The 19,645-nt window shown below is 25.3% G+C and carries 25 protein-coding genes; 23 read left to right on the top strand and 2 right to left on the bottom strand.

Annotated features, from left to right (window positions below; genetic code table 11):
- Position 1 precedes the first annotated feature (1 nt).
- From AYC60_RS06975 to miaB, 14 genes are all read left to right on the top strand, one after another.
- Positions 2-955: an ROK family protein gene (locus AYC60_RS06975; protein ID WP_067322895.1), complete on the top strand. Its 954-nt coding sequence runs from the start codon at positions 2-4 to the stop codon at positions 953-955.
- Between the two features lie 13 nt (positions 956-968).
- The gene (locus tag AYC60_RS06980; RefSeq protein ID WP_067322898.1) at positions 969-2,258 is read left to right on the top strand and encodes a hemolysin family protein; all 1,290 of its coding nucleotides are present in this window, start codon (positions 969-971) and stop codon (positions 2,256-2,258) included.
- A 12-nt stretch (positions 2,259-2,270) separates the two neighbouring features.
- Entirely contained in the window at positions 2,271-3,491 is a 1,221-nt protein-coding gene (locus AYC60_RS06985) for an acetate/propionate family kinase (protein ID WP_067322901.1), read from the top strand.
- 3 nt (positions 3,492-3,494) lie between these two features.
- On the top strand, positions 3,495-4,304 hold the full coding sequence (locus AYC60_RS06990; RefSeq protein ID WP_067322903.1) for a Cof-type HAD-IIB family hydrolase: 810 nt from the start codon (positions 3,495-3,497) through the stop codon (positions 4,302-4,304).
- 80 nt (positions 4,305-4,384) lie between these two features.
- Positions 4,385-5,143, top strand: coding sequence for a triose-phosphate isomerase (tpiA, locus tag AYC60_RS06995; protein WP_067322906.1), 759 nt, complete (start codon positions 4,385-4,387; stop codon positions 5,141-5,143).
- 13 nt (positions 5,144-5,156) lie between these two features.
- Positions 5,157-5,357 carry a preprotein translocase subunit SecG gene (locus AYC60_RS07000; RefSeq protein ID WP_012858813.1) on the top strand — a complete coding sequence of 67 codons (201 nt, stop codon included), beginning with the start codon at positions 5,157-5,159 and terminating at the stop codon, positions 5,355-5,357.
- A gap of 94 nt (positions 5,358-5,451) precedes the next feature.
- A complete protein-coding gene (locus tag AYC60_RS07005) occupies positions 5,452-5,733 on the top strand; it encodes an HU family DNA-binding protein (RefSeq protein WP_067322909.1) in 282 nt (93 codons plus the stop codon).
- A 136-nt stretch (positions 5,734-5,869) separates the two neighbouring features.
- A complete protein-coding gene (locus AYC60_RS07010) occupies positions 5,870-8,329 on the top strand; it encodes a glycogen/starch/alpha-glucan phosphorylase (protein WP_067322912.1) in 2,460 nt (819 codons plus the stop codon).
- A gap of 235 nt (positions 8,330-8,564) precedes the next feature.
- Positions 8,565-8,990, top strand: a complete 426-nt coding sequence (gene mraZ, locus AYC60_RS07015) for a division/cell wall cluster transcriptional repressor MraZ (RefSeq protein ID WP_067322915.1) — start codon at positions 8,565-8,567, stop codon at positions 8,988-8,990.
- Positions 8,991-9,007: 17 nt separating this feature from the next.
- The gene (gene rsmH, locus AYC60_RS07020) at positions 9,008-9,937 is read left to right on the top strand and encodes a 16S rRNA (cytosine(1402)-N(4))-methyltransferase RsmH (protein ID WP_067322918.1); all 930 of its coding nucleotides are present in this window, start codon (positions 9,008-9,010) and stop codon (positions 9,935-9,937) included.
- Complete coding sequence (locus tag AYC60_RS07025) at positions 9,937-10,269, top strand: hypothetical protein (protein ID WP_067322921.1); 333 nt, start codon at positions 9,937-9,939, stop codon at positions 10,267-10,269. The genes rsmH and AYC60_RS07025 overlap by 1 nt, the downstream gene beginning before the upstream one ends.
- Positions 10,270-10,354: 85 nt before the next feature.
- Positions 10,355-11,110: an exodeoxyribonuclease III gene (locus AYC60_RS07030; RefSeq protein ID WP_067322923.1), complete on the top strand. Its 756-nt coding sequence runs from the start codon at positions 10,355-10,357 to the stop codon at positions 11,108-11,110.
- A gap of 132 nt (positions 11,111-11,242) precedes the next feature.
- Positions 11,243-12,001: a formate/nitrite transporter family protein gene (locus AYC60_RS07035; RefSeq protein WP_067322926.1), complete on the top strand. Its 759-nt coding sequence runs from the start codon at positions 11,243-11,245 to the stop codon at positions 11,999-12,001.
- An 11-nt stretch (positions 12,002-12,012) separates the two neighbouring features.
- On the top strand, positions 12,013-13,323 hold the full coding sequence (gene miaB / locus AYC60_RS07040; RefSeq protein ID WP_067322929.1) for a tRNA (N6-isopentenyl adenosine(37)-C2)-methylthiotransferase MiaB: 1,311 nt from the start codon (positions 12,013-12,015) through the stop codon (positions 13,321-13,323).
- A gap of 134 nt (positions 13,324-13,457) precedes the next feature.
- On the opposite strand, the gene AYC60_RS07045 is transcribed toward miaB, so the two are convergent.
- The gene (locus tag AYC60_RS07045; RefSeq protein ID WP_067322932.1) at positions 13,458-14,480 is read right to left on the bottom strand and encodes a tyrosine-type recombinase/integrase; all 1,023 of its coding nucleotides are present in this window, start codon (positions 14,478-14,480) and stop codon (positions 13,458-13,460) included.
- A gap of 370 nt (positions 14,481-14,850) precedes the next feature.
- Entirely contained in the window at positions 14,851-15,198 is a 348-nt protein-coding gene (locus AYC60_RS07050; protein WP_067322934.1) for a helix-turn-helix domain-containing protein, read from the bottom strand.
- A 644-nt stretch (positions 15,199-15,842) separates the two neighbouring features.
- Here AYC60_RS07050 and AYC60_RS07055 point away from each other — a divergent pair.
- The 9 genes from AYC60_RS07055 to AYC60_RS07095 all read left to right on the top strand — a co-directional run.
- Positions 15,843-16,058 carry a hypothetical protein gene (locus AYC60_RS07055; protein ID WP_067322937.1) on the top strand — a complete coding sequence of 72 codons (216 nt, stop codon included), beginning with the start codon at positions 15,843-15,845 and terminating at the stop codon, positions 16,056-16,058.
- The gene (locus AYC60_RS07060) at positions 16,039-16,404 is read left to right on the top strand and encodes a hypothetical protein (protein WP_067322939.1); all 366 of its coding nucleotides are present in this window, start codon (positions 16,039-16,041) and stop codon (positions 16,402-16,404) included. Before AYC60_RS07055 ends, AYC60_RS07060 begins: the two co-directional genes overlap by 20 nt.
- 1 nt (position 16,405) lies before the next feature.
- Positions 16,406-16,729: a replication initiator protein A gene (locus AYC60_RS07065; protein WP_067322942.1), complete on the top strand. Its 324-nt coding sequence runs from the start codon at positions 16,406-16,408 to the stop codon at positions 16,727-16,729.
- 11 nt (positions 16,730-16,740) lie between these two features.
- The gene (locus AYC60_RS07070; RefSeq protein ID WP_067322944.1) at positions 16,741-17,169 is read left to right on the top strand and encodes a replication initiator protein A; all 429 of its coding nucleotides are present in this window, start codon (positions 16,741-16,743) and stop codon (positions 17,167-17,169) included.
- A gap of 15 nt (positions 17,170-17,184) precedes the next feature.
- Positions 17,185-17,559: a hypothetical protein gene (locus AYC60_RS07075; RefSeq protein WP_067322947.1), complete on the top strand. Its 375-nt coding sequence runs from the start codon at positions 17,185-17,187 to the stop codon at positions 17,557-17,559.
- Between the two features lies 1 nt (position 17,560).
- Positions 17,561-18,247: a BRO-N domain-containing protein gene (locus AYC60_RS07080; protein WP_067322950.1), complete on the top strand. Its 687-nt coding sequence runs from the start codon at positions 17,561-17,563 to the stop codon at positions 18,245-18,247.
- Positions 18,248-18,484: 237 nt separating this feature from the next.
- Positions 18,485-18,760 carry a hypothetical protein gene (locus tag AYC60_RS07085; protein WP_067322953.1) on the top strand — a complete coding sequence of 92 codons (276 nt, stop codon included), beginning with the start codon at positions 18,485-18,487 and terminating at the stop codon, positions 18,758-18,760.
- A 127-nt stretch (positions 18,761-18,887) separates the two neighbouring features.
- Positions 18,888-19,118: a hypothetical protein gene (locus AYC60_RS07090; protein ID WP_067322957.1), complete on the top strand. Its 231-nt coding sequence runs from the start codon at positions 18,888-18,890 to the stop codon at positions 19,116-19,118.
- Positions 19,119-19,237: 119 nt separating this feature from the next.
- The coding region (locus AYC60_RS07095; protein ID WP_197417000.1) for a DNA cytosine methyltransferase at positions 19,238-19,645 on the top strand (408 nt) is incomplete at its 3' end.

Here is a 19,645-nt window from a genome sequence, read left to right on the forward strand (position 1 = left end):
AATGAAATATTATGGAGGAATTGATTTAGGAGGAACAAATTCTAAAATTGGTATTTTAGATGAAACAGGTAAGATAGTTTATTCAACTATAGTAAAAACTGAATCAAGTTTAGGTTATGAAGAATCTGTAAAAAAATTATCGGACCATATCAAATTTGGTCTAGAAAAAAATGGGATTTCTTATTCAGATTTTGTGTCATTAGGTATTGGTGTACCTGGACCTATAGTTAATAAATCAACTGTACTAATGTGGGCTAATTTTCCTTGGCCAAATAATTTAAACTTGGCTAAAGAATTTGAAAATGAATTATTAAAACCAGTTTTCCTAGATAATGATGTAAATGTAATTACATTAGGAGAATTATGGGTTGGGGCTGCAAAAGGGTATAAAAATGTATTAGGTATGGCAATAGGAACAGGAATAGGTGGAGGAGTTGTTGTAAACGGTGAAATTATTTCTGGTAAAAATGGTGCCTCAGGAGAAATAGGACATATACCTATAGAAAAAAAAGGTAGACTTTGTGGTTGTGGTAAAAGAGGTTGCTTTGAAGCATATGCATCTGCAACTGGAATTGCTAGAATTGCTAAAGATAGATTACAAGTTAATAAAAATAATGAACTATATAATTTAACATACGGTAGAGATCCGGAGGCAAAAGATGTATTTGAATGTGCAAAAAATGGAGATAAGCTTTCTTTAGATATAGTTGAAGAAACAGCTGAATACTTAGCAATAGGTATAAGTTCTGCACTTTCTATACTAGACTCAGATATAGTTGTAATAGGTGGAGGAGTTGCTCTAGCAGGAGATTTCTTAATAGATAAAATTAAAAAATATTTACCAGAGTACTTAATGTCATCTATAGTTAATAATGTGGAAATAAAAATTGCAAAACTAGGTAATGATGCTGGTATATATGGTGCAGCATATTTAGCAATGCAATCAGTTAAATAGGAGAGTGAGTTGAATGAATACAGGGACGACCATATTGCCCCAGATATTATTGATTATTATCTTAATATTGATTAATGCTTTTTTTTCTGGTAGTGAAATGGCAATTGTTTCTATTAATAAAAATAGATTAAAAATATTAATAGATGAAGGAAATGAAAAGGCTATAAAATTAGAAAAGTTAATGGAGGAACCAGCAAATCTTTTATCTACAATACAAATAGGTATAACACTTGCAGGATTTCTAGCTTCTGCTTCTGCAGCAATATCTTTATCTGATTTTTTAGCAAAGTTTTTAACTAGATTTTCTATTCCGTATTATCAACAAATTTCGGTAATACTTGTGACACTTTTATTATCATATTTATCACTTGTTTTTGGTGAATTAATACCCAAAAGGTTAGCTTTATTAAATCCAGAAAAGATTGCTTTAACTAACATTGATATAATATTATTTGTTTACAAATTATTTATACCTTTTATTAAAATTTTATCTTTTTCAACAGATTTATTTTTGAGAATATTCAAAATAAATGAAGAAGATAATTTAGAAATTGTTAGTAAACAAGAAATAAAAATGATGGTTAATGATAGTGATATTAAGGATACAGAAAGAGTAATGATTGAAAAAATTATAGACTTTGAAGATAAAGTAGCAAGAGAAGTTATGATACCAAGAACTTCTATGTTTGCACTTGATATTGATTCAAATATTGAAGAAATTTTTACTTCAGAAGATATTATTAGATTTTCAAGAATACCTGTATATAAAGAAGATTTAGATAATATAGTTGGGATATTACACACTAAGAGTTTATTGAAAAAAGCATATGAAATAGGTTTTGAAAATATTAAAATAAAAGAAATTCTTCAAGAGGCATATTTTGTACCTGAAACAAAAAAAATACAGTCATTATTTATTGAAATGAAAACTTTAAAAAAACATATTGCTATATTGATAGATGAATACGGAGGAGTATCAGGTATAGTAACCTTAGAAGACTTACTTGAGGAAATTGTTGGTAATATTAATGATGAATATGATTTAGAACACGAAGATATTCAAAAAATTGGACAAAATAAATATATGATTAGTTCTTCTATTAGTTTAAACGATTTTAATGATTATTTTAATTTTAATATTGAATCCAATCATTATGATTCTTTAAATGGAATATTAATTGAAAAATTAGGTTTTATACCTTTAGATAATAAGATTAAAGATATAGTTTTTGATCAATTTAAAATAAAAATAATAAAAGTGAATAATAAGAGAATTGAGAAGGTAATTTTAGAAATTTTATAAGAGGGTGAAAGTATGAAAATATTTGTATTAAATAGTGGTAGTTCATCTTTAAAGTTTTCTGTAATTGATACTGCCAGCGAAGTAGTTTTAATTAAAGGATTATGCGAAAGAATTGGGATTGAAAATTCTAGATTCAGTATAAAAAATTTTGTTAAAAATAAAAAAATTGACAAAATTCCAGAATTATTCCCTAATCATAAAAGAGCTTTAGAATTTGTATTAAATGTATTGGTAGATTCAGAATTTGGTGTTTTTGAAACTGTAGATCAAATACAAGCTATTGGACATAGGGTAGTTCATGGAGGTGAAGAGTTTACTGAGCCACTTTTGATTAATGATAAAAATATTTTATCTTTAGAAAAAATTTCAACATTAGCTCCATTACATAACCCTGCAAATGTTATGGGTATAAAAGTAATGAGAGAATTACTACCAAATATACCTAATGTAGCTGTATTTGATACTGCTTTTCATTCAACTATGCCAGCTAAAGCATTTATGTATGCAATACCTTATGAAGAATATGAAAAGTTAAAAATAAGAAAATATGGATTCCATGGGACAAGTCATAAATATGTATATAAAGTTGCAGAAAAATTATTGCTTGAAAAAGGTGTTAATAAACCTTATGGTGGATATAAAATAATAAGTTGTCATTTAGGAAACGGTGCTTCAATTACCGCAATAAAAGATGGTAAAGTTTTAGATACCTCTATGGGATTTACTCCACTTGCTGGATTAGTAATGGGTACTCGTTGTGGTGATATAGATCCATCTATTGTTTTACATATAATGCAAGAGTATCACCTATCAGTTGAAGAAATGAGTCAGAAACTAAATAAAAGATCTGGAGTTTTAGGTATATTTGGAAAGAGTTCTGATAATAGAGAACTTACAGAAGCAATGTTAAATGGTGATGAAAGAGCTAAATTAGCTTTTGATATGTTAGCCTATAGTATTCAAAAATTTATAGGTTCATATTATATTCTTTTACAAGGAGTAGATGCAATAGTATTTACAGGTGGAATAGGTGAAAATTCAAGTGAAACAAGACAAAAAGTTTGTGAAAATCTTGAGTTTATGAATATAAATTTAGATTATGATAAAAATAAAATTAGAGTTTCAGGAGATGTAGATTTAAGTTTAGAAAATTCTAAAACTAGTATATTTAAAATAGAAACTAATGAGGAACTTATGATTTCTATTGAAACATATAATTTATTGAAAGGATAGTTAATGAGTAAAAAATTGATAGCAACAGATATGGATGGGACATTATTAAATAGTGAACATCTAATTCCAGAGATAAATAAGGAATATATTATTAAAATACAAGAAGAAGGTCATGTATTTGTACTTGCTAGTGGAAGGCCAACATTTGCTATGGTTGAACAATCAAAAGAGCTTAGAATGGATGAATTTGGAGGATATATTATTTCATATAATGGAGGGGAAATTTTAGAATGTAAAACTTCTAAAAGAATATATAGTTTAAGTATTGATAAAAAAGAAGTTTTAGAAATTTATGACTATGCATTGAAAAATAATTTATCTATTCTAATATATAGTCAGGGTAGACTTTTTGCAAATGAGGTAAATGAATATACAATAGTTGAAGCTGAAATTACAAATGCTAAAATTGAATTAATTAATGATTTTAAAGATGTTGATTTAGATAATGTTTCTAAATGTATGTTACTTTCTAATCCAGATTCTTTAATAGAACATGAGAAAAAATTAAAAGCAAGTCATTTAACAGATAAACTATTTTTTGCAAGGTCTTTACCTATATTTTTAGAAATTGTTAATAAAGATGTAGATAAAGGTAAAACTTTAAATAAATTAATGGAAATATTAAATATAGATAAAGAAAATACTATTTCTGCAGGTGATAGTTATAACGATATCCCTTTATTAGAAGTAAGTTCTTTAAAAGTTGTTCCTTCAAATGCTAAGCCAGAATTAAAAGAAATGGCAGACTATGTTGGTGTAAGTAATGAAGAAGGAATATTAGCAGACCTAATTAAAAAATTTATACTTAATTAAGTAATTATCGTGTTTATACTATTTACAAGCTAAGTAAAATATGATATTATTAGTAATGAAATAAAAAATGGAGGAAAAAAATGAGAAAGATTATCGTTGCAGGAAACTGGAAAATGAATAAAACAAGAACTGAGACAGAAAAATTCTTTAAAGAATTATTACCATTAGTTGAAGGTAAAACAGTTGAAATGGTTATTGCGGCACCATTTACAAATCTTGAAACTGCTATAAGAGAAACAAAAGGTAGTAATATTAAAATAGCAGCACAAAATATGAATCCAAAAGAAAATGGAGCATATACTGGAGAAGTTTCTCCTTTAATGTTAAAAGATTTAGGTGTTGAATATGTTTTAGTAGGACATTCTGAAAGAAGAGAATACTACAAAGAATCAAATGAATTTATAAATGAAAAAGTATGTTCTGCTATAGATCATGGTTTAAAACCAATATTATGTTTTGGAGAAACTTTAGAACAAAGAGAATCTAATATTACTGAAAAAGTTGTTGAAGAACAATTAAGAGAAGGATTAAAAGGTGTTTGTGAAAAAGGAATATTAAATGTAGTATTAGCTTATGAACCAGTGTGGGCTATAGGAACAGGTAAAACAGCTACATTTGAACAAGCTCAAGAAGTTCATGCATTTATTAGAAAATTATTAACTGAAATGTATAATGAAGAAATAGCAAATGAAATTACAATACAATATGGTGGTTCAATGAAACCTGAAAATGCTTTAGAATTAATGTCACAAAATGATATAGATGGTGGATTAATTGGTGGAGCTGCATTAGAACCTGCAAGCTTTGCTAAGCTTGTTGAAGCTGGTTCTAGTATATAAGGAGGATTAAATAATGAAAACATTATTGGTAATCTTATTAGTGGTATTAGCCATTATTTTAATAGGTGTAATTTTAATACAACCTGATAGAAGTCGTGGAATTGCTAAAACTGCTAATGTTTTAGATCAAGAGAAAGAAGGAATAGAAAAATTTACAGAATATGTTGCTTTTTTATTCTTGTTTGTTGCAATTTTATATAATATTATAAGATAAATATTAAAAAACATACATTTTTACTAGTTTAAACTTGACAAAGCTAAAAAAAAGTGTATAATAATATTGATTATTAATTAAGGAGGATGTGTTTATGTCAAAAAAAGGATTTGTTGAAGAATATGCTAAATTAACAGGAGAAACTAAAAAAAGATCTGAAGAGTTAGTTAATGCTTTCTTAGAAACAGTTGAAAAATTAGTTGTTAAAGGTGAAGATGTACAATTTGTTGGATGGGGATCATTCAAAGTTCAAGAAAGAAAAGAAAGAGAAGGAATCAACCCTAAAACTCAAAAAGAAATCAAAATACCTGCTAAAAAAGTATTAAAATTCAAAGTTGGTAAAAAATTCGCTGAAAAAGTTTCAAAAGCAAAATAGTAATATATAAGACTACATCTTAGGATGTAGTTTTTTTTACAAAAATGTATTTTTGAAATTTTATGCAAACGGTTTAATAGTTGACAAATCAATCTGAATAGTATAAAATATATTTAGATTATAAATGGAGGAAAATATGGATAAAAAAGTATTGAAGGATAAGATTTTACTATCTTTGAGAAGACAATATAGTAAAACTTTAGAAGATGCAAAAGAATATGAAATATATTATGCTGTTGCAAGAGCAACTATGGACGAGATTACAGAACATTGGTATAATACTAAAAAAACTAGACAACAAGATCAAGTAAAACAAATGTATTATTTATCTGCTGAATTCTTAATGGGTAGATACATGAGTAATAACTTAATCAATTTAAGATACAATGATGTTATGAGAGAAGTATTAGAAGAATTAGGTGTAGATATTAATAAATTAGAAGACTATGAAATGGACGCTGGATTAGGTAATGGAGGATTAGGTAGATTAGCTGCTTGTTTCTTAGATTCATTAGCTACATTAGGTTTACCTGGACATGGTTATGGTTTAAGATATAAATATGGAATGTTTGAACAAAAAATAGAAAATGGATTCCAAGTTGAGTATCCAGATGATTGGCAACAATATGGTACTCCTTGGTGTGTAAAAAGAATTGATAGAGTATTTGAGGTTAAGTTTGGTGGAGATATAGAAATTCATAAAGATGAAGTAGGTAAAGAGTATTTCAAAAGAGTTAATACGGAAAATGTATTAGCAGTTGCGTATGATGTACCAGTTATAGGATATGGAAATAATGTTATTAATACATTAAGATTATGGGAAGCAAGATCTCCTGAAGGTTTTGATTTAAAATTATTTAACTCTCAAAACTATATTTTAGCATCTGAAAAAGAAGTTAGAGCTAAAGATATTTCAAGAGTTTTATATCCTAATGATACTGAAAGAGAAGGTAAAATATTAAGACTTAAACAACAATTTTTCTTTACATCAGCTTCATTACAAGATATTATAAGAAGACATAAAGCTACATTTGGTAATAATTTTGCTTTATTGCCGGAAAAAGTTGCTATACAGTTAAATGATACACACCCTGTTGTGGCTATTCCTGAATTAATGAGAATATTATTAGATCAAGAAAAATTAAGTTGGGATGAAGCATGGGAAATTTCTAAAAAAGTATTTGCATATACTAACCATACTATATTATCAGAAGCTTTAGAAAAATGGGAAATAAATATATTTAGACCATTATTACCAAGAATTTATCAAATTATAGAAGAAATCAATAGAAGATTCTTAATAGAGTTATCTAATAAAGTAAATGGTGACTACGATAAGATTAAGAGAATGAGTATAATTGGTGATGATAAGGTTAAAATGGCATGGCTTGCAATAGTTGGTTCACATGCAGTAAATGGAGTTGCTGAATTACATACAGAAATATTAAAAAACCAAGAATTAAAAGATTGGTATGAATTATATCCTGAAAAATTCCAAAATAAAACTAATGGAATAACACAAAGAAGATGGTTATTAAATGCTAACCCAGAATTAGCATCATTAATAACAGAATTAATTGGAGATAAATGGATAGTTGATTTAACAGAACTTAAAAAATTAGAAGCATACTTAGACGATGAAAATGTCTTAAATAGACTTTCTGATATTAAAAAAGAAAATAAAGTTAAATTAGCTAAATATATAAAAGAAACAACTGGAGTAGAAGTTGATGTAAATTCAATATTTGATATTCAAGTTAAAAGATTACATGAATATAAACGTCAATTATTAAATGTTTTACATATTATGGATTTATATAATAAATTAAAAGAAAATCCTTTATTAGATGTAACACCTCGTACATTTATATTCGGTGCAAAAGCAGCTCCAGGATATAGAAGAGCTAAAGGTATAATTAAATTAATTAATACAGTTGCTGAAGTTGTAAACAATGATACAAGTATTAATAATAAAATTAAAGTTGTATTCTTAGAAAACTATAGAGTATCATTAGCTGAAAAAATATTCCCAGCAGCAGATATTTCTGAACAAATATCTACTGCAGGTAAAGAAGCTTCTGGAACAGGTAATATGAAATTTATGTTAAATGGTGCACTTACATTAGGTACTATGGATGGTGCAAATGTTGAAATAGTTGAAGAAGTTGGAATAGAAAATGCATATATCTTTGGATTAAAAGCAGATGAAGTTTTAAGATTAGAAGGATATGGAAAATATGATCCAAGAGTAGATTATGAAACAGTAGAAGGTCTGAAAAAAGTTTTAGAACAATTAATAGACGGTACTTATGATGATTCTCATACAGGTATTTTCAGAGAATTATATAATTCATTATTAAATGGAGTTGAAGGTAATAGACCTGACGTATACTTTGTTCTAAAAGATTTTGCTGATTATAGAAAAGCTCAAGAGAAAATTAGTAAAGATTATAAAGATCAAAAAACTTGGTTAAGAAAATCATTAATTAATATTGCAAATGGTGGTAAGTTCAGTTCTGATAGAACTATACAAGATTATGCTGAAAATATTTGGAATATTAAACCATCTTTACCACGTAATTACATTACTGAATAATTAAAATTAATAGTATAAAAACCTTATAAACAATAGTGTTTATAAGGTTTTTTTTTGTTTAAAAAATAGATTTTTGCAAAAAAATAAAGTGTAAAAAAATTTTTATAAAAAAATAAAAAAAAACTAGTAAAAACATTGACTTTTAGCAATAATTATGGTATAAATTAGTAAAAGGTGGTAGAAAATGGGTTTTTGTGGTAAAAAGTGGTAGATTTTATGGAAGGAGGTGTGGTGTATGTTTATTGGTGAATATAGTTGTAGCGTTGATAATAAGGGACGTTTAATGTTACCAGCAAAATTCAGAGAACTTTTAAATGGTGAGAATTTCTATATTACTAAAGGTGTAAATGGGCAAATAGATTTATATAATTTAGAAAATTGGAAAGAAGTTGTAGAAAAATTATCAAAAGTAAAACAAACTGATGAAAAAGCAACAAAGTTTAAAAGGTTTATAATTGGATCAGCACAAGAAATAGAGCTAGATAGCCATGGAAGACTTACAGTTACATCTACTTTAAAAAAATATTCTGATTTATCAAAAAAAGCCACAGTAATTGGTATGGGAAATAAAATTGAAATTTGGGATACAGAAAAACTAGATAACTATAGAAGTGATGAAGATATTAATGAAATAATTGGAGAAATTGATATAGACTTTTAATAGAAAGGCGGTAATTTATGGAATATCATTTACCGGTTCTATACAATGAAGTTTTAGATAATATCATAGAAGAGAAAGACTTAATATATATGGATTGCACACTTGGTGGAGGAGGACATAGTGAAGGTATTTTATCAAAATCTACAGATAAATCAAAACTTATTGCTATAGACCAAGATGAAAATGCAATCAAATTTGCAGGAAAAAGATTAGAAAAATATGGAAATAAAATAAGTATTTTTAAAAATAATTTTGAAAATTTAGATGTAGTAGCTTATTTAGCTGGCTACGATAAGGTTGATAGAATATTAATGGATATCGGAGTATCATCAAAGCAATTAGATGATGATAAAAGAGGATTCTCATATAGAAAAGAAGCTAAATTAGATATGCGTATGGATGAGACACAAGATATTAGCGCATATGAAGTTATAAATAATTTCAAGGAAGAAGAAATTGCAGATATTTTGTATAAATATGGTGAAGAACCAAAATCAAGAAAGATAGCTAAATATATTGTTGAATATAGAAAAAATAAAAAAATTGAAACTACAATAGAATTAGCTGATATAGTAATTAAAGCTATAGGAAAGAGTATGAAGAAGCATCCTGCTAAAAGAACTTTTCAAGCAATAAGAATATATGTTAATAGAGAACTTGAAGTTCTAGAAAAAGCATTAGATAAATCAATAGAATTACTTAACCCAGGTGGTAGATTATTGGTTATAACGTTTCATTCTTTAGAGGATAGAATAGTAAAAGAGAAATTTAGGAAATATGAAAATCCATGTACTTGTCCATATGATTTACCAACATGTATTTGTGGGAATAAATCAAAAGGTAGAGTACTTACAAGAAAACCTATAATTTCAAAGGAAGAAGAATTAGAAGTAAATAATAGAGCACACTCAGCAAAATTAAGAGTGTTTGTAAAAGGAGAAGAATAATGAGAAAAGAAAAAGTAATGAAAAATGTAATAGTATCAAGAAAAAGAAATAGAGTAATATTATTAAATTATTTAGAAAAGGTTGCATTAATAAAATTAGTTTTATTCATATTACCATTAGCAGCTGTTGGATTAATAAGCATAGTAACTGAATATAACTTAACAAACATAGCACGTGAAAATTATGCTAATAATAAAGGAATAGAAAGAGTTGAAAAAGAAATTGACTCAATAAAATCAGAATTAATAGCTATATCTAATGTTGTAAACATTCAAAAAGAAAGTAAAAATTTAGGATTTGTATATAATCAAAATGTAAAATACATAAAATAATTGCTTTATTAATTTAAAGCAATTTTTTTATTGAATAAATCTTTTAAATAAAGTATAATGAATAATAAAGAATTAGAGGTGAAAAATGAAAAAATATATATCTTGGAATGTAAATGGATTAAGAGCTTGTATTAAGAAAGGGTTTTTAGAATATTTTAATGAACAAAAACCAAATATTATAGGATTACAAGAAATAAAAATGAGTGAGGGACAATTAGATTTACAACTTGAAGGATACTTTACTTATTATAATTATGCTGAAAAAAAAGGTTATTCAGGAACAGCAATATTTACTGATGTTGAACCTATTTCAATAAGCTATGGTATAGGCATAGAAGAACATGATAAAGAAGGTAGAGTAATTACAGCAGAATTTGATGATTATTATTTTATCACAGTGTATACGCCTAATTCTAAAAGCGAGTTAGAAAGATTAGATTATCGTATGATATGGGAAGATGAATTTAGAGCTTATTTAAAAAATTTAGAAAAAAATAAGCCAGTAATTGTTTGTGGTGATTTAAACGTTGCTCATAAAGAAATAGATTTAAAAAATCCTAAAACTAATACAAGGAGTGCTGGATTTACTATTGAGGAAAGAAATAAATTTACAGAATTAGTTAATGATGGATTTATAGACACATTTAGATATTTTTATCCAGAAAAAGAACATGCTTATTCTTGGTGGTCATATAGAGGTAATGCTAGAAAAAATAATACAGGCTGGAGAATAGATTATTTTTGTGTTTCAGAAGTATTAAAAGATAGATTAGTTGATGCAGAAATACATTCAGAAGTAGAGGGTTCAGACCATTGTCCTGTCCTTTTATATATTAAATAAATTTACTCACCTAAAGGTGAGTTTTTTTAATATAAATATATTATTTTTTATTGAATTTTTTCAATTTTTGTGATATATTTATTTTGTATAAAAAAGAAAGGAGAATACGCATAAAGTCGTATTATCACGATTATGTTAAAGACACAAAAAGAATTAATGGAATATGTTATTCATGCAACAGAAAAAAGAATGAAAAGACCATTTTCAAAACTTGCATTGTTATCTATATTAGGTGGAATGTTTATAGCTTTTGGATCAGTTGGTAATATTATTACAGCAGCTAATTTAATAGAAACAAATGCTGGAATTGCAAAGTTTTTCGGAGCAGCAGTTTTCCCAGTAGGACTTATAGCTATTGTAGTTTTAGGGTTAGAATTATTTACTAGTAATTGTATGATGACTATAGCTCATGTAGAAAAGAAAATAAATATCTTAAAAATGCTTAAAATTTTAGTAATAGTTTGGATTTTTAATTTAGTTGGGTCTATATTTGTAGCATATATTACATATCAAACTCACACTCTAAGTGATGCAGGTATAACTTTTTTATCTCATTTAGCTGAACATAAAACACATACATCTGCTTATGATTTAATTTTAAAAGGTATATTATGCAACGTTTTAGTTTGTGGTGCAAGTTTATTAGGATATATAGCTAAAGATGGTATATCAAAAATATTTGGAATTTGGTTTCCAATAATGTTATTTATTATTTTAGGTTATGATCACGTTGTTGCAAATATGCTATATTTACCATTATCATTAATGCACGGTGTAGAAGGAGTTACTTTTTTAAATGTTTCATATAACTTTATTTTTGTAACTATAGGAAACTTTATTGGTGGTGGATTAGTTATTGGTTTAACATTATGGTATTGTAACAAAGATTAGGAGTTGAATGTATGAAAAAAGCAACAGTAATTACTTATGGTTGTCAAATGAATGTAAATGAAAGTGCAAAAATAAAAAAAATATTTAAAAATATGGGATATGAAGTAGTAGAAGAAATAGATGATTGTGATGCTGTATTTTTAAATACTTGTACAGTAAGAGAAGGTGCTGCTACTCAAATTTATGGTAAATTAGGTGAATTAATAGAATTAAAGAAGAGAAAAGGTACTATTATAGGTATTACAGGTTGTTTTGCTCAAGAGGCTGGATTTGAGTTAATTAAGAAATTTCCAATGATAGATATAGTTATGGGAAATCAAAACATAGGTCGTATTCCAGATGCAATAGAAAAGATATTAAATCATGAAAGTGAACATGAAGTTTATACAGATAATGAAGATGTTTTACCACCAAGATTAGATGCTGATTTTGGTGGAGATAAGACAGCCTCTATTTCTATAAGTTATGGTTGTGATAAACGTTGTAGTTTCTGCATAGTTCCATATGTTAGAGGAAAAGAAAGATCTGTTCCTATGGAAGATATATTACTTGATGTAAAACATTACTTAAAAAAAGGTGCTAAAGAGATAGTTTTATTAGGACAAAATGTTAATGCATATGGTAAAAAATTTAAAAATGGAGATACTTTTGCTAAACTTTTAGATGAAATTTGTAAAATAGAAGGAGATTATATTCTTAGATTTACTTCGCCTCATCCAAGAGATTTTACTGACGATGTAATAGATGTGATAGCGAAGAACGAGAAAATTGCAAGATGTATTCATATGCCATTACAATCTGGTTCAACAAAAATACTAAAAAATATGTTAAGAGGATATACAAAAGAGCAATTTTTAACTCTTGCTGAAAAAATAAAAGAAAGAATTCCTGGTGCTTCACTTACAACAGATATTATTGTTGGATTTCCTGGAGAAACAGATGAGGACTTTCAAGATACATTAGATGTTGTAGAAAAAGTAGGATTTGAAAATGCATATATTTTTATGTACTCAATAAGAAGAGGAACAAGAGCGGCTACAATGGAAAATCAGGTTCCTGAAGAAGTGAAAAAAGAAAGATTACATAAATTAAATAACTTACAAGATAGATGTGCGTATAAAGAGAGTGTTAAATACTTAAATAAAGTTGTTAGAGTATTAGTTGAAGGACCAAGTAAGAAAAATAAAGAAGTGTTAACAGGAAGAACTTCAACTAATAAAGTAGTTTTATTTAAAGGTGAAGACAAATTATATAGAGGTCGTTTTGTAAATGTAAAAATAAATGATTGTAAAACTTGGACTTTGTACGGTGAAATAGTATAAAAAATAGTGTTTATGAGGGTTAAAACCCACAATATTTTGTGTTTTTTAACTCTCAATTTTTTTTAATTTATTCTAATTCGTTTTAATATAATTTACAATGGCTAACAGTTGGCTTAAAAAAATATAGAGTCTATTTAGTACTCTAATAAATTAATCACCTCTAAAAGATCTTCAATATCCCAGTGTGTATATACTCCATCAGTTACATTTGTTTCTTCATGACCGACAATGTTTTTTATTTTGGAAACACTTACATTTAGCTTTCTCATTTTAGTAATAAAAGTATGTCTAATTGAGTGAAGATTTGATACAAAATCTTCTTCTCCATGCATTTTTTTGAAATTAACATGTATTGTTCCGTATTTAAGATTCTTGAATAAATGTTCGCCTTTGTTCATATTTTCTTTTATTATTGGCAAAATTTTATCGTGAATTGGTATTTTTCTATTTAAACCTGCCTCAGTCTTTGATCCAGTAATTAAATATTTTTCTTTTAAAAATATATTTTTATTTTTAATACGGATTAAATCAATGGTTCTCATTCCAGTATAGAATAATATTAGAATCATTGCAGCATATTTATTAGTTTTCTTTTTATAAATATTCCATAATTTCTGAACAAATTCATTAGAATAAACACATCTATCTATTACTCTAATTTGGTTATCTGATCTACTTAAAAGAGCTGCTATATTATTGGTTGTTATTTCGTTTTTTATTGCATCTAAATAAATGTTTTTTAATACTATTAATGCCCTTTTAGTAGTTGAAACTGGATGTTCATCTAATAAGATTTGATAATCTTTATATTTCAAAAATATAAAAAGTTCTGTAAGTATTGGTTCAAATATAATGGTAAAAGCCCTTATATAATCTTCAACTGTTTTTTCAGTTTTTATATTTTTAGCATGTTTAGAATTTTTCCATAATTCTAACATGTCTGATAAAGTAAGTTCAGAATTTTCTAAATTATATTTTTTTAGATTAAAATCTCTTAAAATTGTCTCTGCTTCTTTTAGAGTTTTAGCTGAACCTATGACTTTTCTAGTAAATTTTCCTTTAGAATTAATGTATGCTGGTCCTCTAACTATAAATGGTTTTCTTAGTGGTCTATTTTTAATTTTATAAATTGATCCTGTTCCGTTTGGTTTTCTCATTTTACTCACTCTCCTTTATTTTTTTAATCATTTCAATTAGTAGAGTTGAGTAAATTTCTATATCAAAAAGTTTGAATAATTTATATACTTCTAAGTGATACTTAAAAGTTTTTTTTGTAATAATAAAATCAAGAAATATATCTTTCTTTTTCTTATTTCTAGATAAATAAATCAATGAATAATAATAAATCCATGTATATTCATCTTTTAATAGTTTTTCTGAAACTAAAAGTCTTGGTTCATTAAAGATCCATACTATTTTAGCTTTCTTTTCATTAGAAAAAACATTTCTAACTTGTAATTTTTGCTTTTTTTTAGCATAACAATCACTCCTTAAATTTTAAAGTTAATATATTATGCCTCGATTTTATTAAATTTTGTCTTTTAAAAATTTTTCTACATGCTTTAAATATCTTTTTATGTCTTTTTCAGACATCAAAGTAATTTTAGATAATAATGCTTCATTTATTGTTAAAATAGAATCTAAAATAGGGTTTGTATCATCCTTTTCAGTATTATTATCATCTAGTAAAAAATAGTTTATATCTTTTCCAAATATTTTTGAAAGAATTGTTAAATTTTCAAGTGGAATATTTTTTGTATATCCATTTTCATATGCTTTTATTTTTGACACATTTATTCCAGATAATTCTGCTAATCTTTCCATAGTTAATTTTAATCTTTTTCTTTCACTTTTCAATTTTTTATCTATAGACATAAAAATCTCTCCTTTCAAAAATATTATAACATATAATTTAAAAAATATAAAATAAAATAGAAAATTTAAACGTTATTCTTTCTTAAAAACAAATACCCCTCAAATTTCAAAAATAAACCACCTAGGAGCATTGAAAATTGTTTTTTTGACAAATTATAGCTTAAAATACAAATTCCTCTAATACATACCTTAAATAGTAAATTAGCTCAGGGATAAAATATATCCCTGATAGTGTCTTTCGAAAAGCTAGTAAATACTACAGGGATAAAAATTATCCCTGGTGAAAAGCTAGTAAATACTACAGGGATAAAATTTATCCCCTAGTATTAGTAAAAAAGATAACTTTATTAAAGTCTTATATTATATATTATTATATATTATTATATATATATTATTATATATAGAGAAGGATTAAAAAAAATTAATAAAAATATATCAGAGAAAAAATAAACAAATATGAATTATCAATTTTTAAAGAAAAGTAATGTGTTATATTATTTAATAACTAACTATATAATACAAGTTTATATATAAAAATTAAAAGTATTTTGATTTATACATAATCAAAAATAAAAATAAAAAGGTATTGACTTAATCAAAAATATAGTGTAAAATAGCTATATAAACAACAAGAGGAGATACATATGAAATTAACTGTTTGTAATGTTGCCAAAGAATTAAATGTTCATCCTATGAAATTAGCATGGGAAATAAGAAATGGTGTATATGAATTTGCAAAAGCATATAAAAAAAATAAAAATTCTGCCAAGCATACATATTTTTTTGATTATGTTAAAACTATGAAATATATTCACGAATATAAGGAAGCTGTGGAAATTTATGAGAAAGAAAAGAATTGAATATGAATTTTGCTATAGATTTTATGAAAATGAAATTTATGTTTATTCAAGAGAAAAAGGAAAAACAAATAAATCATATTGGGACTGGCAGTATTTATGTAGACAACAAAAATGTACATGGAGAAATTTATTTCAAGTATTTATGATAAATAATAAATATAAAAAACTTGCTGATTACGAAAATAACTTATTTAAAATTGAAATTTGGGAAAACAATGATTATAGGATTACTTTATTTAAAAATAATGGCATAAAAAATATAGAACTTGAACCATTTATACATTTTTCTAAAAGGGATAAAGAATTAGATAGTATTATTAAAACAAAAAGAAAGAAGAGTGAGTAAAATGAGTGATTATTATTATGAGAGTGATGAAATTTTTGATGGCTATTTATTAATGCCTAAAAGCTTGATAAAAAAAGAACCGTATAGATTTATTAGTGATGGTGCTAAAATAATTTATTGTTTAATGAGAGAAAAAAGTTTTGTAGAAAAAGAAAGTGGAAAAAGTTTTATATTTTTCCAAAAAACTGAGATACAGGAAGTATTAAATGTTTCAAAAAAAAAGGCAACAAAAATTATAAAAGAATTGGAAAATGTAAATTTATTAGAAAAAATAAAAGATATTAAAAAGGGAACTAATATATATTATATAAAACATTCAATTTAAAAGGAGAAATTATGAATTTAGATTATTATTATAGACATGAGCTTGACTTTTATGATTTTTTTGTATTTCCAAAAGCATTAATAAGTAAAGAGCCATTTAAATATTTGTCTGGTGATGCCAAAATATTATATTGCTTAATGAGAGATAGAATGAAAAGTTCTGAAGAAAATGGTTTTTATGATGAGGATGGTAAAGTTTTTTTTATATATACTATAAAAGAAGTATGTGAAGTAATGAATGTTTCTAAAGCTACATCACAAAAATTAATTCAAGAATTGAAAAGCTTAGAATTAATTGAAAAGAGAAGGAAATCTATTGATTCACCAAACTTTTATTATCTAAAGAAAGTAGATTTAAATACTAGAACTGAAAGAACAATGGAAGAAATAAAAGCAAATATAGAAAAATTTAGAAATATCGTTAAAAAACAAAATTTATAATCAAGTGAGGTAGATATGAAAGAATTCTATTTGAAAAAAAACAATAAAAATGAAATTATATTTTTCTTTAGAGAAAAAACAAAAAATTCATCAAGTAAAGAAATATGGATGCAAAAAATTGATGAAAATTCAAAAATTAACGATCTTGATTCTAATGCCACTTTTAATAAATTGCTTTGTTTTCTAGAAGTTAAAAATAAGATAATACATACTTTAGATGATGTTAATATTACTATTTGGAGAGGTGAAGAATATAAAATTACAAAAATAGAAATGAATAAACAAATAACTGGATTACAATTTTCTATAGCTGATGAAAATTATATATGCACAGAAAATGAAATATATATAATAAATCAAAATAACAGCATAAATGAAAGGTTGGTTTAATATGAAAATTTTAGAAAAAAAAGAAATTTTAGGTGTCGAACTAGTTATATTTGGATCTGAAGTAAATCCAATGTTTAATGCTAATGAAATAGCAAAAATCATTGAAAATAAGAATGTATCTCAAATGCTTAAAGATGTTGATCAAGATGAGAAAAAACTTGTAATTATTACTAGAGCTGATGGAAAGCAACACAAATCATGGTATTTAACTGAAGAGGGGCTATATGAAGTTTTATTTGCAAGTAGAAAACCAATTGCAAAAAAATTTAAAAAACAAGTAAAGGAAATACTTAAAAATATAAGGCAAAAAGGTGGGTACATAGTTGTTAGAAAAGAAGATAATGAAGCCACAATTAAAGCTAGATTAGAAGGACTTATGAAAGAAACTGAACAAAGATTGACATTACTTGAAAAAAAAGTAAATGAATATGAAATATTTTTTGATGAAGGGAAAGCATACAACTCAGTTAATTTTCTAGCTAAAAAATATAATCTAGCAGTAGATGAATTAATTGAAAAATTAACTAAAAGTAAGTTTTTATATAGAAAAGGTGAAAAGTTATATCTTTATAGAGAACATCAATATAAAGGTTATGCTAAATATTTGAAAATAAAAAATAAAGATGTTTTAAAATTTACGCTAAAAGGTGAATCATTTATCGATAGTTTAATGAGTGATAATAAGTGATAATAATAAAAAATAAAGAAAATGAAAAAGAGAGATAATAAAATAATTATCTCTCAGAATATGCAAATATATTATAACATAAATTTAAAATTTTTCAAGTAGTTCAATTTTTTTAGTAATAACACTTGATGATAAGAAAAAAGAGATAAAGCATATGAAGAAATAAAAAACTGTATAGGAGATGAAAAACAGATTAATTTTTAAAGAATTTAAAAACTATTTAAAAGGGGGAATAATATGATAAAAATATACTTAAATCAAATAGCCCAAATATACAATCTATTACTTGAAATTTTTGAAGAAGAAGATAGTGACTACGTAGATTATAGAGTTATAAAAAATAAAGAAAGATCTATTGATAGGACTTTATTAAAAATAACTAATAATAAAGAAAAACAAATAGAAATTTATAATATTATTAGAAAAGATTTATTTAATTTTGAAGATAATACTTGGAAATCTCTATGTGATGATTTAAGAAGTAAAGGATATGAAATAACTGATGGAAAGTAATAATAAATATAAAGAAAATATTGATAAAAATTTATATAGATAGTTTTCACTCTATATTTAACATAGAGTGAATGAAAGGATTGAATATGCTAATTATTAAATATAAGAATAAAGGAAGGGACTTATAATGATAATAACAAATATAAAAGAAATTAAAGATTTATCTGATACAATTATACATAGAAAAAATGATGATAGAAAATGGATAGTAAGGACAATAGATATTTCTCAAAATGAATATAACTTTACAAAATGTTCAATTAAACTTGAATCTATAGATAATAAATTTAAATATGAATTATTAGGATCTTTAGAAGAAATTATTAGTTTACTAAAACAATGGGAAGTTCCAGCATAAAACTAGAGTATTTCTAGTTTTTTTTATAAGAAAAAATAAAAAAATAAGAAAAAATAATGAAAAAAAATTTTCACTCTATATTGAATATAGAGTGATTAAAATATAGTTGAAAGGTGAAAATGGATAATAAAATAACTTATGTAAGTCTATTTAGTAGTGCAGGAGTAGGATGCTACGGTTTTAAAGAAAATGGTTTTGAATGTGTAGCAACCTGTGAATTAATAGAATCTAGAATTAATATACAAAAATATAATGAAAAATGTAAATACGAATCAGGATATATTTTAGGAGATGTGTCAGATGAAATTATAAGAAATAAACTTTTTAAAGAAATAGATTTTTGGAAGATAAATGAAGGAATAAAAGGTATAGATGTTGTTATAGCAACACCTCCATGTCAGGGGATGTCTACTGCAAATTATAAAAAAAATAATGAAAAACATAGAAATAGTTTGGTTGTAGAAGCAATTAAAATTATTAATGAAATAAAACCTAAAGTATTTGTTTTTGAAAACGTTAGATCATTT

The sequence above is a fragment of the Streptobacillus felis genome (genome assembly GCF_001559775.1).
GTDB classification, from domain to species: Bacteria; Fusobacteriota; Fusobacteriia; order Fusobacteriales; family Leptotrichiaceae; genus Streptobacillus; species Streptobacillus felis.